The sequence below is a fragment of the Ruegeria sp. HKCCA5929 genome (assembly GCF_013034525.1).
GTDB lineage: Bacteria > Pseudomonadota > Alphaproteobacteria > Rhodobacterales > Rhodobacteraceae > Ruegeria.
In genome coordinates, this window is the sequence record NZ_WQGE01000007.1 from 125,047 (window position 1) to 139,370 (window position 14,324).

The following is a 14,324-nucleotide window of genomic DNA, read 5'->3' on the forward strand; positions in this document are numbered from 1 at the left end:
CGGGTGAAAAGGGCTGGCGGGTCACGCCCGCCAGCCGGGCTGCATTACTGCGAAGCCATTTCACTTACGATCATGTCATAAGCGGCCTGAGCGTCGATACCCGCGCCGTTGACTTCGTCAATGACCTTGGCGCGTACATCGACGGCAATCGTGTTGAATTTCTCAAGATCTTCAACAGAGGCCGCGTTGATCGCGTTGCCTTCGGTGGTTTCGGTTGCTTCGCGACCGATAGCGTCGATCTCGTCCCAGATCTTGCCAATCTCACGGCTCAGCGGTTCACCAAAGACGTTCTCTTCCAGCGCGGCCTGCAGATCGGCGGGCAGATCGGCAAAAGTGTCTTCGTTCATGATGAAGGCAAACGATCCGCGATATAGACCACCCGGAACTTCGTAAACATTTTGCGCCACTTCGGTCAGCTTGAACCCTTTGCGGGATTCAAAGGGCATCACAACCCCATCCGCAGCTTTCGAGGCCAGGGTTTCATAGACTTTCGGCGCAGGCACCTGAATGCCGGTCGCACCCAGAGCCGTGCCGACGTCCCCGCCAACGCCACCCGGGATACGCACTTTGAGACCCGAGACCTCATCCAGAGAGGTCACAGGGCTGCTGGAATGCAACTGGGCAGGGCCATGCGTGTGCAGAGCGATCACCTTCACGCCGCGATGTTCGTCTGCCTCTTTGAGAAACTTGTCATAGGTGCGCCAATAAGCGACCGAGGCGTCCTCGGCCGAACCCTCGTATCCGGGCAGTTCGATCATCTTGGTGGTGACAAAGCGACCCGGCTGGTAACCATGGAAGATGATCGACGCATCTGCCGCGCCATCCATAATCAGGTCCATCTGTGCCGGTGGCGGCGCAATGCCCAACTTGAGTTCGGCCGTGACCTGACCGTCTGTCGCCTCTTCAACCATCTCCACGAATTTCGGCCACATCTTGGCATTGATGCCATGGGTCGGCGGCGCCCAGCTGGAAATGGTCAGCGTGTAATCTGCCGCCAGTGCCACTGTGCCCGTAACGGCCAGCGCAGCCGATGCCAGTAAGGTGCTTAGCTTGGTGAATTTCATGGTTCTGTCTCCTCCCAGTGAAACATGAGTCAAGAATGCGTTAATGGTCGCTTTTGTAACCATCAACATGTTAATGGTTCCCTCCACGGTCCGCGATGCGCCACGACCCAGGGTTTTCGTTTGCAACTGTCAGCATCATTGCGTGAGACACGTCGATACCGATCTCTTTGCTGTAGTGCATTGGCCCTCCACGCCAACGCGGGAAACCGTATCCATGGATTTGTACCATATCGACAGCATCCGCGTTCTCTGCGATACCCTCTTGGATGATCAAAGCCCCCTCGTTGGCCAGAACCGCCAGAATACGCGAGGAAATATCCTGCTCGGTAAAGTTTCGGCGGGTGATGCCCTGTTCAGCCGAGTAGTCTTCGATCAACGCCTCAACCTCAGGGTCGCGGATCGGTGTGCGGTCGCCATCCGAGTAACGATACCAACCCTTGCTCGCACGCTGACCAAAACGCTCCATCTCACACAGTTGATCCGGGATGGGCACATAGCGTTCGTTTGGCTCCCGAATTGCGGCATTGCGCTTGCGGTTGGCCCAGGCGATTTGAAGACCGGTCAGATCCTGCAGCTCATAAGGTCCCATGGGCATCCCAAACGCGCGCATCGCTTGATCCACCTGATAAGGCAGCGCCCCATCAGCCAGCAAATAGTCAGCCTCGCGCCGATACGCCGCCAGCATGCGGTTGCCTATGAACCCATCGCAGACACCCGAAAGAACCGACACTTTCCGCAGCTTTCTGCCCAAGGCGAAACCTGTGGCCAAAACTTCAGGCGACGTATAAGGCGTATGTACGATCTCAAGCAGCTTCATCACATGGGCCGGGCTGAAGAAATGCAGACCAATGCAGCGGGTTTGGTTTTCAACACCTGCAAAAATATCCACCGGGTTCAGGTAGGATGTATTCGTGGCCAGGATGGCATCGTGGTTCATGTATCTAGCCAGTTCCGCAAACACCGCCTGCTTGACGGGCAAGCTTTCGAACACGGCTTCGATAGCCAACTCGGCATCCGCAGCTGCGGCATAGCTATGGGCAGCCTTGAATTTGGACAGGTGGTCTCGCAGCTGCGCCTCGGACATCCTGCCCCGTTTAACAGCCCCTTGAAGCAGAGATTCAACCCGCCCCTTCGCCGCCAATGCTGCCTCGGCGTTTTGCTCGATCACAGTGACCGACAATCCACCATTCAGGGCGGCCGTAGCAATGCCTGCGCCCATCAGCCCGCCGCCCACAACGGCAATTCGGGAAATGTCGCGCGCAGTAGCGCCCTTGATCAACGCAGGTCTGGATACGGTGCGTTCAGCAAAGAATGCGTGGCGCAACGCCCGGCTTTCAGCGCTTTGGCGCAGGGCCAGATGGCGGGCGCGTTCTTTCGGTTGCCCCTTAGCGAATGGCTCAACGGACCAGCCGAGAGCGCTCAGGTTTTCCAGTGGCGACTGTTGCCCTTTGGCGCGTTTCTGCAACGCCAGACGGCTTGTTTCAAACAGATCGGGCGCAAAGTCCGGTACAGTGCGCTGACTGACAGGCAGTGGACGTTCGGGCAAATCGGCAACAAATTCCGAAACTGCATCCAATAGGTCGTCGGCGATCTCATCAATGCCCCCGAGTTCCGCCAATGCTTCAGCTTTCATGATCTTGCCGGAACACGCCATCTCAATTGCAGCTTGCATCCCCACAAGACGCGGCAAACGTTGAGTGCCCCCTGCCCCGGGGATCAACCCCACATTGACCTCGGGCAAACCAAAACCGGTATCCCGCGCTGCGATCCGCCACGCACAGGCCATGGCAATTTCGAACCCGCCGCCCAGCACATTGCCGTGCATACAGGCGACAAACGGCACTTTGCTGTCTTCGATCTTCTGAACAACATCCGGTAAATGCGGCTCGACTGGCGGTGCATCAAACTCGGACATGTCACCGCCCGCAATGAAGGTCCTGCCCGCGCAATATAGAATCGCCACGCGCGCACCTTGAACCGCATCAACTGCGTCGGACAGCCCCCGCCGCACTGCGGTAGAGGTCGCGTTCACTGGCGGGTTGTTGACCGTGACCCAAGCCACGTCACCCTTGAATTCAACGCTCACCAGCGACGACTGCAACATCGACAACCCTTTTAATCGGACCAGATTCGGTACTGGTTTATATATTGACCAACCGTTCGGTTAATGCAATGATTAAGTTGAAATGAGGCCAGAAGAGACAGTCATGAGCGATACGATACTTGCACAAGACCACGGGAACTGGGTTGAAATTACCCTGAACCGCCCAGACAAGTTGAACGCGTTCAATGAAGACATGCACGTCGCCCTGCAAGACGCGTTGAAGACCGCGCGCGACAACGGGGGCCGCGCGATATTGCTGACCGGTGCCGGGCGCGGGTTCTGCGCAGGTCAAGACCTGGGCGATCGCGATCCATCCAAAATGGATGGCCCTCCGGATCTGAGCAAAACGGTACGAACGTTTTACGCTCCTCTGGTCCGGTTGATCCGGTCCCTGGAGTTCCCGGTCATCTGCGCCGTAAACGGGGTCGCCGCAGGTGCAGGTGCGAATCTGGCGTTGGCCTGTGACATGGTTCTGGCCGGGGAAAATGCCAAATTCATTCAGAGCTTTTCCAAGGTCGGCCTGATACCGGATACGGGTGGCAGTTGGCACTTGCCGCGCCTGTTGGGTGAGGCACGCGCTAAGGGGTTGGCGCTAACCGCTCAACCTCTTTCAGCCAAACAGGCAGAGGATTGGGGACTGATCTGGAAAGCACTGCCCGACGATCAACTGATGAGCGAGGCGCGCACGCTTGCCGCGCAATTGGCCAACGGCCCCACGCTCGGGCTGGGCTTGACTAAACAATGCATTCAAGCCGCGGCCACCACATCCCTATCAGATCAGCTTGAAATTGAAGCTGACGCAATGAAAACTTGCGGGGAAAGCGCGGACTACGCAGAAGGCGTATCCAGCTTCCTCGAAAAACGCGCACCGCATTTTCAGGGACGTTGAGGATGACCCCAAAAGAACGCGCCGAAAAATCCGCTGCTGCAATGTGGGCAAATGACGAGGCAAGCAAATGGTTCGGCATGGAACTTGTCGAGATTGACGAAGGCCACGCAGTTCTGACACTGACCGTCGCCAACCATCACTGCAATGGTCATGGCACATGCCATGGGGGCGTCACCCACGCTCTGGCCGACAGCGCCTTCGCCTTTGCCTGCAATAGCCGAAACAAGGCAACCGTCGCGCAACACACAATGATCAGCTTCCTCGCCCCCGGAAGCAAAGGCGACCGTCTGACAGCCACCGCGAAAGAGGTCACTGTGTCCGGACGCAGCGGTATCTATGACGTTCGCGTCACCAACCAAAACAACACTCTGATCGCCGAGTTTCGCGGCATGTCCCGCGCAGTGGGCGGTCAGAATTTTCAAGAATAGCTTCGCGACTGGAGGAGTGACGCGATGGAAGACCTATCCCCGAACAAAGCGGATCTTGACCCGATCGAGATCGCCTCGATCGATGAAATTCGCGCCACACAGCTTGAACGGCTCAAGTGGTCCGTACGCCACGCATACAACAACGTTGCGATGTACAAACAGCGGTTTGACGAGGCCGGAGTGCATCCCGACGATCTACAGCAACTGTCCGACCTTTCGAAGTTTCCGTTCACATACAAAAACGATCTGCGTGACAATTACCCGTTTGGTTTGTTCGCAGTTCCGCGCAGCGAGATCATTCGTCTTCACGCGTCCTCGGGCACGACTGGTAAACCGACCGTGGTGGGTTACACCAAGAATGACATCGACAACTGGGCGGATTTGGGCGCGCGTTCCTTACGTGCTTCGGGACTGCGCAAAGGCGACATGGTCCACAATGCTTATGGTTATGGGCTGTTCACCGGCGGGCTGGGTGCCCACTATGGGATTGAACGCCTTGGCGCGACCGTTGTTCCCATGTCCGGGGGGCAAACCGAAAAGCAGGTTAACCTGATCAACGACTTCCGGCCCGACGGGATCATGGTGACGCCGTCCTATATGCTCAATATCCTTGAGCAGTTCCACAAGGCCGGTCTCGACCCCCGCGAAAGCTCATTGAAGGTTGGAGTGTTTGGTGCTGAACCCTGGACAGACGCCATGCGAGCCGAAGTCGAAGCCGCGTTTGATATGCATGCGGTCGATATCTATGGCCTGTCCGAGATCATGGGTCCTGGGGTGGCCAATGAATGCGTTGAAACCAAAGACGGCCCGGTGATCTGGGAGGATCATTTCCTGCCGGAAATCATCGACCCCGTGTCTGGTGAGGTTTTGCCCGACGGCGAAACCGGCGAATTGGTGTTCACAACCCTGACCAAGGAAGGGTTGCCGATGATCCGTTATCGCACGCGCGACCTGACGTGCCTGCTGCCGGGAACAGCACGGTCCATGCGCCGGATGGCAAAGATCACAGGTCGCAGCGACGACATGATGATCCTGCGCGGCGTCAACGTCTTCCCCAGCCAGATCGAAGAACAGGTCATGGCGACGGGGGGTCTTGCCCCGTATTATCAGATCGAATTGTATAAGTCGGGCCGCATGGACGCGATGCGGGTCTTTGTTGAATCCTCAACCGATTCCACCGACGAACTCTCCAAAACTGCGGCGGCCCGCATGCTGACCAAGCGGATCAAGGACGTCGTTGGCGTTTCAACGGAAATTGTTGTAGGTGACCCCGGCGACGTCGAACGCTCTCAGGGCAAGGCGAAGCGTGTCGTCGACAATCGCGATAAGGAATAAACCGTGGCCCGAACAATCGCTAAAGACCACGACCAAAAGCGGGAACAGATCCTGAAAATGGCGGCCAAAGTGTTTGCCGATCAGGGGTTTGATCGCGCGTCGATGACACTGCTCGCCAAAGAGTGCGGGATCTCGAAGGCCAACATCTACCACTACTACGACAGCAAGGATGCCATCCTGTATGACATCCTTGAAACCTATCTGCGCGAGCTAAGGGATCGGATTTGCAACGTGGATCTGAGCGGTTTGAACCCCGAGCAGAAGCTGCGCACAGCGGTGCGCGAAATCCTGTTTGCCTATCAGGGCGCGGATGACGAACACCGTGTACAAATCAGCGGCATGAGCGCGCTGACGGACGATCAGCAGAAACTTCTGCGAGGCTATCAGCTTGATTTGGTGAATTTTGTACGCGACATCCTCAAAGAGTTGTCTCCCGAGGCTTTCGACGATGCCAAAGATAAATTGCGCGGTGCCACGATGTCGGTCTTTGGGATGCTGAACTGGTATTACATGTGGAACACCGGCGCGGGCCCCAAAGCCCGCGAAGACTATGCCGATCTGGTCAGCACGCTGACAGTGCATGGCGTGCAAAAGCTGTAGGCGCGCGGCGCGGCTCACAATACGCTATGTCGAAGCTTTGAACCTCTTTAGGTAGGCTTGTTTTGCGACCATAACATCCTCGTCCGACATATTTGATCGGTTCAGATCAAGAAAGTGTTCTGCAGCCCCAACTGGCTGAACATTCAGGTTGTTGACGGGCTTCAGATCGTCCGACCGTACATTCAAAATCGAAAGCACCTTGGTGACAGGAAACAGACGATCGCTTAAACCCGAGGTGTTCAAAGAGATAACGTCCGCTCGTGAAGACATCTGATCCGAGACCCGAGCCACAACGCCATCGAGCTCCGCGCCCGGGTTCAGCAGTTCAATGTATTCGCACAGGTCTTCTTGAATTCTGTTTCCGCGAATGTTCTGCCAATACACACTTTTGATCCAATCCGCGGTATCTCTGGTCGTGTAAAAGAATGTGATCCGCGCCTTGTTGTCTGTGAGTCTGTTGATTTCCTCCCAGATAACTTCGGCAAGGATGTGCGCTTGGCCATAGGACCACACACCCTTGCGCCCCGGGATCATGCCTGCAAACTCTTCGCTGCTGATCAGCAACGGCAATTCAGAGTGGCCATCCAACGACAGCAGAACCTGACGGAATTTCATACGAAATTTTTCAAGCGTTCTTTCTTCCGGTACCACTGAAAAACGGCGCGCGGCAACACCAGCGTCTTTCAAATTCCGTGGCACCAAAACATTGACTCGGGTCTTTAACCGGAAACGGTTCCTGTACAGCATCGTTTGCAGGGTTCTGGTTCCGGTTTTGTGAAACCCTTGATGGACAACAACCTTCAGCATCGACCCTTTTGAACTAACCCACGCCTCACATCAGCATTTAGGGTTACCGCATCAAAAACATCAAGCTGTCCAGTCGATGCTCAGGTCTTCTCGAAATGCAAAGCGGATCAAATGCGTCTCGATAACCTGTTTCCAACGACGCAGATCGCCACGCGGGCCGGTTGTGGCGGTCACCGTCAAAGTGGTTGCATCTGCTGTCAATGTCACCCGATCGCCGTCAGGGAAAGATACGCTGCCCTGCGTTCCATCAAAGGAGATCTCGGCCTTGTGCGACCAGTGTTTGCAGAGCTGCTGCAGGTATTTTGAGGCCGCGCTCGTTTGCGCAATGCCTGTCGCGGTCTGATCAGGCAGCAGGCTCAGACCCGCGACAGCGGCAGACCGGATTGCTTTGGCAAACAAGGTCACGTCGATACTGGTGGCCACGAAAGTTGCGCCAAGATCCAGGCACTTGCGTTGAAGACTCGGGTCCAGTGTCAAAATCCCGGCGGCCTTGCCTGCCATCACGATCCGATGGATTGCATCCAACACTGCGGCAACCACCTCAGGGTGGTTCGCATCCCCAAGATGACCCATATCGGCGGCCAGGTCGGCGGGTCCGATGAATACCCCGTCCACATCAGTCGCCAGAATATCATCCAGCGCGTCCATGCCATTGTTGTTCTCGACCTGCACAAGCAGGCAAATCTGTTCGTCGGCGGTTTTCAAATAGTCCGGGATCGCAGCAAAGCGTGACGCCCGCGCCAACGATGATCCAACACCTCGAACACCATGCGGTGGATACTGAACGGCCCGCACCAGTTCGCGCGCTTGGTCGCCGCTTTCGACCATCGGCACCAGAATATTCTGAACACCGGCGTCCAGATATTGCTTGATCATCCAGGTTTCGCCGATCGGCAAGCGTGCAACCGGCACACTGCCGGACCCCTCAATCACGCGCACCTGTTCCAGGATCGATTGCAGGTCGTTAGGCGCATGTTCCCCATCAACCAGCAACCAATCGAACTCCGCTGTGGCGGCAATCTCGGCCGCATAGGCATTGGCCAAACCAACCCAGCATCCGATCTGTGGAGAGCCGGCCTTTAACGCAGCCTTGAATGCATTTTGTGGCGCAGGCATTGGTATTCCTTTCAGGCGAAATTGATATCGACCGAGCCGAACGGCCCGAAATCCGCGTGAATTTTGGCGCCCGAGGGGCATTCGACGGGGCGGATGAAACTGCCGGACAAAATAATCTGCCCCGGTTCGATGCTCTGACCATATTGCGCCATGCGACGCGCCAACCAGACCACGCTTTCAACAGGGTCGTTCAACACACCAGCACCCAGACCGGTTTCTTCGATCTCACCATTACGGAAGGTAAGCGCCCCAACCCAACGCAGATCAAAGGCATCAACTGCGTGGCGTTCGGCACCCAAAACGATGCCTGCATTGGCGGCGTTGTCGCTGATCGTGTCAAAGACAGTGCGCGCCTTGCCGGTCTCGGAATCCACTCTTTGTATGCGAGTGTCCAGAATTTCCAGTGCAGGGGCGACGTAATCCGTGGCCGCGATGATGTCGTCGCGTGATACGTTTTCGCCACCGACGGCGGACTTCATAACAAAGGCGATCTCGGCCTCAATCCGGGGCTGAATGAAACGGCCTGCCGGAACGGTCGCGCCATTGTGAAACGCCATGTCGTCAAACAAAATTCCACTGTCGGGAATGTCGATGTTCAAGGCGTATTGCATCGCCTTCGAAGTCAACCCAATCTTCCACCCGATCACTTTGCGCCCTTCGGCCAGTTTCTGGCGATAGATGGCGTTCTGAATCTCATAAGCGTCATCCATACCCATCTCAGGGTGGCGCAGACTAAGCAGGCCGATCTGTTCGCGCCTGCGTTCGGCCTGCAGCAGTTCGGCGGCGGCTCGGGCGTGGTCTTCGGGCGTCATACCTGTTCGTCCTCCACCGTGTTGCGCAGGGTTCCGATACCTTCGACGGACACCTCGACCACATCTCCCGGCACCAGGTATTTCGGCGGGTCGAACCGTGCCCCTGCCCCGGTTGGTGTACCAGTGACAACAATGTCGCCCGGCTGAAGCGTCATGAAGGTCGAGATGTATTCAATCTCGCGCCGGATCGGGAACATCATGCGGTTCAGAGTATCGTCCTGTCGAAGCTCACCGTTCACGCGGGTCTGGATGCGGGCATCATCCAGTTGGGCCGCGTCAGTGAACGGCACCAGCCATGGACCAATGGCCCCCGAATTGTCCCAGTTCTTACCTTGCGTGACATTGAACTTTGCGTGCCGCACCCAGTCGCGAATGGTGCCTTCATTGCACAAGGTCAGCGCGGCAATGTGATTGTATGCATCGTCCTTTGAAATGCGCCGACCAGCCTTGCCAATCACGATGGCCACTTCGCCTTCATAGTCCAGAGTGTGGTTTTCCGGTGGGCGGACCAGAGGGCGGTCATGACCGGTGAACCCGCTGGCAAAGCGCGGGAACAGCGACATGTACTTGGGCTGTTCGCTGCCATCTTTGTATTCGGCATTCCGGTCAGGGAAGTTTACGCCGACACACAGGATGCGGCGCGCATCTGGCATGACCATGTCATAGGTGAATTCGGTATGCGTGACGGCTTTGCCCTCAGCGGCCTCTGCAAGTTGCTCGAACGCCCCCGCGACAATCACCTCGTAAAGGCTGTCGTGATCGGGGAACGCTTGGTTCAATGCAATCGCACCGTCGTCAGTGATTGCTCCGAAAAACCGTTCCTCACCCGCTAAGAAAGTTGCAAACTTCATTCAAGTGTCTCCCACACGTCCCTGATCACTTCGGCTGCAATCAGCACGTCATCTCGGGTTGTATCGAATTGCCCGACCTGAAAGCGGATGATCTTGCGGCCGTCGAACATGCCTTGGGTGAGATAAATCCGGCCATCATCGTTCAACGCGTCGACCAACCGCTGCTGCATTGCATCGTCTCCCGGACACCGGAACGAAAACAGGCTTAGAATCGGGCCGGTCGTGATCTCGAACCCCTCCATCGCGCCGATCTGATCAGCGAGTTCCTGCGCCCAAGTCACATGATTGCGGATGCGTTCGCGCAGTCCTTCCAATCCGTATGAGCGCAATAGAAACCAGATCTTCAACGCCCGGAACCTGCGCCCCAGTGGGATCGTCCACTCCGAGTAATTCGTCACCTCTGCTCCGGTTGTCTTGAGGTATTCCGGCTCGATCTTTAGCGTGTTGAGCTGCGGCGCGGCGTCCCGCAAGAACTGGATGGCGCAATCAAATTGCGCGCCCATCCATTTATGCGGGTTGAAAACAATGCTGTCATAGCGGTCGGCACCCTGCCACAGGGCTTCGCGAAATTCAGGGCAGATCATGGCCGATCCGGCCCAGGCTGCGTCCAGGTGGGTGTAAAGGTCGTGTTTCTGCGCGATATCTGCAACCGCCACCAAGTCATCACAGGCCCCAACACCGGTTCCGCCCGTGATGGCAATGATACCAGCAGGGACATGCCCGGCGGCTAGATCGCGTTGAATGGCAGCTTCAAGCTCGGAGGCGTCAATTGAAAAGCTGGTCCCCTGCGTGGGCAGCTTGACCAGATTGTCCTGTCCAATCCCCGCGACCCAGCAAGCCCTGTCGATGGACGAATGCACTTGATCGGAACAATAAATTCGCAGCGCGCCCTTGGTGTTCAATCCTTCGCGGTTGCCGGTAAAGCCCGTGGCCCGTTCCCGCATCGTCAGAACCGCCGACAAAGTGGCGGATGAGGCGCTGTCCTGAATAACTCCGGTCATACCTTCGGGCAGTCCAAGTGCCTGCCGCAACCAGTCGACCATGACGCCCTCGACCTCAGTCGCGGCTGGTGAGGTTTGCCACAACATGCATTGCGCCGCGATTGTCGTGACCAGCATCTCGGCCAGCATCGACGGGGGCGCGGCATTGGCTGGAAAATAGGCAAAGAAGCGTGGGTGTTGCCAATGGGTGATGCCTGGCATCACGATCCGTTCAAAATCAGCCATGATGGCATCCATCGGTTCACCCGCATCGGGTGGGGTTGCCACAAGCTGGGCTGCGATTTCCCCCGGTGCGGTCTGCGCGCGCACGGGGCGTTCCGCAAGTGTCTTATGGTAATCGGCCGCCCATTTTGAAATGTGCTGGCCCCAATGCGAAAACGTGTCCCAATCCATGCGTTAGCCTTTTGTTGTCGCAGAAAACTCATCCCGAGCGACCCTGCGAGATAAGCGGTCGTAACAAACCGATACGTTTTGATCTAATGAAGCAATCCCTGATGCCTGATGTCAGACCGAAAAGCTGACATTTGCCTGACCCGTGCCAGAGCTGCCAAAGTATGGGGTATAGATGTCAATCTTACCCTTGTAGCTGCCCCAGCCCAGCGCCCCGAACAACAAGGCGGTGTCGTTCATTGCACACTCTCCGGTGCATTTTTTGGCATAGTCGGGCAGCATTTCAAGGAACTCTTCAAAACGGCCCTGCTCCCACAATTCCAACACCCGCATATCCATCTGGCGATTGAACTCACCATTCACCGCGTTCAACCCTTCGACCGATCGTTCATTCGGGGTGAAATCATGGCTGAGAGACCCTGATGCCAGAACAGACACATTGCGGTCAGAACGCCGGATGCCTTCGGCAATGGCCTCACCCCAAACCCGGTTTTCCGCAATTGAAGAGAATTGATTGACAGCCACGGGCAAGACCCGCGCATTCACCCCTTCGTTGATGAAATGCATGGGCAACAGAGTTCCGTATTCCATACCCATATCTGGGTGCGAATGGCCGAGCGCGCGCTCTCCACGCTCGCGCAGAACATCAAGGATCGTTTCCCCGAGTTCATGATCGCCACGATAGTCGAACTCCATATCAGCCAACATATGCGGCAGTTCGTGACTGATGAAGCGACCCTTATGGTGCTCCTTAGTGTTCAGGTGAAAGCCCTGATTGGTGATCCAATGGGTATCGAACACAATGAACGTCTCGACTTCGCGGTCTATCGCGTCCTGACGCAGGCGGGCATACCCATCGATGGCAGATTGCCGGATACCTTTATATTTTGGCATCGTGTGGGACATCCAGATGCTGGGCACATGCGTTATTTTCGCGGCCTGTACGATCTTTCCCATGACGGTTCCTCCTAATGCGTTCTGGTGATCCCGGATCAGGATCTCCTGAGGGGTTTATTTCCCCAATTGCATGATCTTGTGCTGACCGGTGGCAAAACCGATATGCTTTTGTTCCATATAGAACTCAAAGCTCCAATCCCCGCCGTCGCGCCCGATTCCAGACGCTTTGACCCCGCCAAAGGGCGTAGGCAGGTGACGCACGTTTTCTGAATTCACCCAAATCATCCCAGCCTCCAGCTTGTCTGTAAAGCGCAGGGCACGGGTCAGGTCGTTGGTCCAGACATAGCCTGTCAGGCCATAAGGCGTGTCGTTGGCAATCTGAAGCGCCTCCTCCTCGGTCGCAAAGGGGATCGAGGTCAGAACAGGGCCAAAGATCTCCTCGCGTGCGATGCGCATCTGGTTGGTGGCATCGGTGAACAAGGTCGGACGGACAAAATAGCCTTCATCGCCCACCTTGACCCCACCGGCAGCAACGGTTGCACCGTCCTGTTTGGCAATGTCGAAGTAGCCGGTGACTTTGTTGTAGTGCTCTTCGGTCACCAGTGGCCCAATCTCGGTCGCCGGGTCCAACGGGTGGCCAACCTTGATGTTGTTCACACGCTCGACCAGCTTCGCCTCGAACTCTTCTTTGATCGTATCCTGCACCAGCAACCGCGAAGATGAGGTACAACGCTCGCCGTTGATCGAATAGATCATGAAAATCACCGCATCCAGCGCACGATCCAGATCGGCGTCATCAAAAACGATCACAGGGTTTTTTCCACCCAGCTCCAGATGGTTGCGCTTATGCGTGTCCGCGCCCTGCTTGACGATAAGGCTGCCAGTGCGGCTTTCGCCGACAAAAGCAATCGCCTTGATCAGTTTATGTTCGCACAGGGCTTTGCCTGCATCGGGGCCAAACCCATTGACCGTGTTCAGCACGCCTTTGGGCAACCCGGCCTCTTCGGCGATTTCCACCAGCAGGCGGGCCGTCAGGGGAGAATCCTCTGCGGGCTTATGTACCACCGTGCAGCCCGCAGCCAATGCAGGGGCGATTTTCCAGGTCGACAGCATGAACGGTGTGTTCCATGGGGTAATCACGCCAACTGGTCCAATTGGAACGCGCGTGGTCACGTTCATCAGCGTCGGGGATTTCAAATGTTGCCCGTCTCGCGCCTGAACCACCTGATCGGCAAAATACCGAAAATTCTCCGCCCCGCGCAACGCGGCCTTGGACATAAAGCGCAGCGTCTGGCCCGTGTCCCAGCATTCACACAGCGCGATTTCCTCGGCCCGCGCTTCGATGGCATCAGCAACGCGCAACAAGATGCGGCGGCGTTCGGTGGCAGACATGTCGCGCCATTCAGCAAAGGCGGCATGGGCGGCCTTTGCCGCCGCATCAATATCATCAGCCGAGCCATGTGCAACGTCGCAGATCACAGATTTGTCGACAGGCGAAGTGGATTGGAATACACCGCCAGACCCGTCCCGGTCTTCGCCAGCGATACGATTGAGAATGCCGGTTTCCCTGAACCGGGCCAGAAAGCTCGTCAGTTTTTCAATATTCGTCTCCAGCGCACTCATGTTTCAGGTCTCCTGCGAAGTCGCGGCCAGATGGTCGCGGATCGTGCCGGTTTTAGGCGAAAGGTTGGGGTCGATGTCGCGCATCTCAAGCGACAGAGCGATGGAATTTTGCGAAAGGGCGGACGCCAGATAGGCTTTGACCGCGTCAAATATACGCCGCGTCGCGTCCTGCTTGACGTCTTCCGACCGCCCTGCACGCAGACGGATCGAGATATCAACAAATCCATGCGCCGGATTTCCATCCGCAATGGCATAGTGGTCCACACGCGTTGCGCGCACGCGAATGCCCGGCATCGGAAAGGTGTCGATCCCGGCAGCTGTTGCCCTTATGCATTCGCACAGGCCACCCATATCGATCTTGTCTTCCAGGTTTCCGGAATATTCGACGTGGAAATGCGGCATGATTC

The 14,324-nt window shown here is 56.6% G+C and carries 14 protein-coding genes; 4 read left to right on the forward strand and 10 right to left on the reverse strand.

Features of this window, described 5'->3' with window-relative positions:
• Positions 1–44 precede the first annotated feature (44 nt).
• A complete protein-coding gene (locus GOV90_RS16690; protein WP_171095163.1) occupies positions 45–1,064 on the reverse strand; it encodes a TRAP transporter substrate-binding protein in 1,020 nt (339 codons plus the stop codon).
• 70 nt (positions 1,065–1,134) lie between these two features.
• Entirely contained in the window at positions 1,135–3,168 is a 2,034-nt protein-coding gene (locus tag GOV90_RS16695; RefSeq protein ID WP_171095165.1) for an FAD-dependent oxidoreductase, read from the reverse strand.
• 103 nt (positions 3,169–3,271) lie between these two features.
• On the opposite strand from GOV90_RS16695, the gene paaG reads away from it, so the two are divergent.
• From paaG to GOV90_RS16715, 4 genes are read left to right on the forward strand one after another with little or no spacing between them, the layout of a single operon-like run.
• Positions 3,272–4,057 carry a 2-(1,2-epoxy-1,2-dihydrophenyl)acetyl-CoA isomerase PaaG gene (gene paaG, locus GOV90_RS16700; RefSeq protein WP_171095166.1) on the forward strand — a complete coding sequence of 262 codons (786 nt, stop codon included), beginning with the start codon at positions 3,272–3,274 and terminating at the stop codon, positions 4,055–4,057.
• Between the two features lie 2 nt (positions 4,058–4,059).
• A complete protein-coding gene (gene paaI / locus GOV90_RS16705; protein ID WP_171095168.1) occupies positions 4,060–4,485 on the forward strand; it encodes a hydroxyphenylacetyl-CoA thioesterase PaaI in 426 nt (141 codons plus the stop codon).
• 24 nt (positions 4,486–4,509) lie between these two features.
• On the forward strand, positions 4,510–5,820 hold the full coding sequence (gene paaK, locus GOV90_RS16710; protein WP_171095170.1) for a phenylacetate--CoA ligase PaaK: 1,311 nt from the start codon (positions 4,510–4,512) through the stop codon (positions 5,818–5,820).
• Between the two features lie 3 nt (positions 5,821–5,823).
• The gene (locus tag GOV90_RS16715) at positions 5,824–6,420 is read left to right on the forward strand and encodes a TetR/AcrR family transcriptional regulator (protein ID WP_171095172.1); all 597 of its coding nucleotides are present in this window, start codon (positions 5,824–5,826) and stop codon (positions 6,418–6,420) included.
• A gap of 24 nt (positions 6,421–6,444) precedes the next feature.
• On the opposite strand, the gene GOV90_RS16720 is transcribed toward GOV90_RS16715, so the two are convergent.
• The 8 genes from GOV90_RS16720 to GOV90_RS16755 all read right to left on the reverse strand — a co-directional run bounded on the left by GOV90_RS16720 (position 6,445) and on the right by GOV90_RS16755 (position 14,319).
• Positions 6,445–7,035 (reverse strand): hypothetical protein, encoded by a 591-nt coding sequence (locus GOV90_RS16720; protein WP_171095174.1) that lies wholly within the window; start codon positions 7,033–7,035, stop codon positions 6,445–6,447.
• Positions 7,036–7,287: 252 nt separating this feature from the next.
• Positions 7,288–8,343: an aldolase/citrate lyase family protein gene (locus tag GOV90_RS16725; protein ID WP_171095176.1), complete on the reverse strand. Its 1,056-nt coding sequence runs from the start codon at positions 8,341–8,343 to the stop codon at positions 7,288–7,290.
• 11 nt (positions 8,344–8,354) lie between these two features.
• The gene (gene hpaH / locus GOV90_RS16730) at positions 8,355–9,155 is read right to left on the reverse strand and encodes a 2-oxo-hept-4-ene-1,7-dioate hydratase (protein WP_171095178.1); all 801 of its coding nucleotides are present in this window, start codon (positions 9,153–9,155) and stop codon (positions 8,355–8,357) included.
• Positions 9,152–10,006 (reverse strand): fumarylacetoacetate hydrolase family protein, encoded by an 855-nt coding sequence (locus GOV90_RS16735; protein WP_171095180.1) that lies wholly within the window; start codon positions 10,004–10,006, stop codon positions 9,152–9,154. The genes hpaH and GOV90_RS16735 overlap by 4 nt, the downstream gene beginning before the upstream one ends.
• The gene (locus GOV90_RS16740) at positions 10,003–11,400 is read right to left on the reverse strand and encodes a pyridoxal-dependent decarboxylase (protein WP_171095182.1); all 1,398 of its coding nucleotides are present in this window, start codon (positions 11,398–11,400) and stop codon (positions 10,003–10,005) included. The genes GOV90_RS16735 and GOV90_RS16740 overlap by 4 nt, the downstream gene beginning before the upstream one ends.
• Before the next feature lie 111 nt (positions 11,401–11,511).
• Positions 11,512–12,354 carry a 3,4-dihydroxyphenylacetate 2,3-dioxygenase gene (hpaD, locus tag GOV90_RS16745; RefSeq protein ID WP_171095184.1) on the reverse strand — a complete coding sequence of 281 codons (843 nt, stop codon included), beginning with the start codon at positions 12,352–12,354 and terminating at the stop codon, positions 11,512–11,514.
• A gap of 54 nt (positions 12,355–12,408) precedes the next feature.
• Entirely contained in the window at positions 12,409–13,917 is a 1,509-nt protein-coding gene (gene hpaE, locus GOV90_RS16750) for a 5-carboxymethyl-2-hydroxymuconate semialdehyde dehydrogenase (protein WP_171095186.1), read from the reverse strand.
• Between the two features lie 3 nt (positions 13,918–13,920).
• Positions 13,921–14,319, reverse strand: coding sequence for a 5-carboxymethyl-2-hydroxymuconate Delta-isomerase (locus GOV90_RS16755; protein WP_171095188.1), 399 nt, complete (start codon positions 14,317–14,319; stop codon positions 13,921–13,923).
• Positions 14,320–14,324: the final 5 nt, after the last annotated feature.

What these genes read in the sequence shown, in the direction of transcription:
- GOV90_RS16735 (WP_171095180.1), bottom strand. Translation starts at nt 10,006, where the DNA reads ATGAAGTTTGCAACTTTCTTAGCGGGTGAGGAACGGTTTTTCGGAGCA.
- GOV90_RS16695 (WP_171095165.1), bottom strand. Translation starts at nt 3,168, where the DNA reads ATGTTGCAGTCGTCGCTGGTGAGCGTTGAATTCAAGGGTGACGTGGCT.
- GOV90_RS16740 (WP_171095182.1), bottom strand. Translation starts at nt 11,400, where the DNA reads ATGGATTGGGACACGTTTTCGCATTGGGGCCAGCACATTTCAAAATGG.
- hpaH (WP_171095178.1), bottom strand. Translation starts at nt 9,155, where the DNA reads ATGACGCCCGAAGACCACGCCCGAGCCGCCGCCGAACTGCTGCAGGCC.
- paaG (WP_171095166.1), top strand. Translation starts at nt 3,272, where the DNA reads ATGAGCGATACGATACTTGCACAAGACCACGGGAACTGGGTTGAAATT.
- GOV90_RS16690 (WP_171095163.1), bottom strand. Translation starts at nt 1,064, where the DNA reads ATGAAATTCACCAAGCTAAGCACCTTACTGGCATCGGCTGCGCTGGCC.
- paaK (WP_171095170.1), top strand. Translation starts at nt 4,510, where the DNA reads ATGGAAGACCTATCCCCGAACAAAGCGGATCTTGACCCGATCGAGATC.
- hpaE (WP_171095186.1), bottom strand. Translation starts at nt 13,917, where the DNA reads ATGAGTGCGCTGGAGACGAATATTGAAAAACTGACGAGCTTTCTGGCC.
- hpaD (WP_171095184.1), bottom strand. Translation starts at nt 12,354, where the DNA reads ATGGGAAAGATCGTACAGGCCGCGAAAATAACGCATGTGCCCAGCATC.
- GOV90_RS16755 (WP_171095188.1), bottom strand. Translation starts at nt 14,319, where the DNA reads ATGCCGCATTTCCACGTCGAATATTCCGGAAACCTGGAAGACAAGATC.
- GOV90_RS16720 (WP_171095174.1), bottom strand. Translation starts at nt 7,035, where the DNA reads ATGAAATTCCGTCAGGTTCTGCTGTCGTTGGATGGCCACTCTGAATTG.
- paaI (WP_171095168.1), top strand. Translation starts at nt 4,060, where the DNA reads ATGACCCCAAAAGAACGCGCCGAAAAATCCGCTGCTGCAATGTGGGCA.
- GOV90_RS16725 (WP_171095176.1), bottom strand. Translation starts at nt 8,343, where the DNA reads ATGCCTGCGCCACAAAATGCATTCAAGGCTGCGTTAAAGGCCGGCTCT.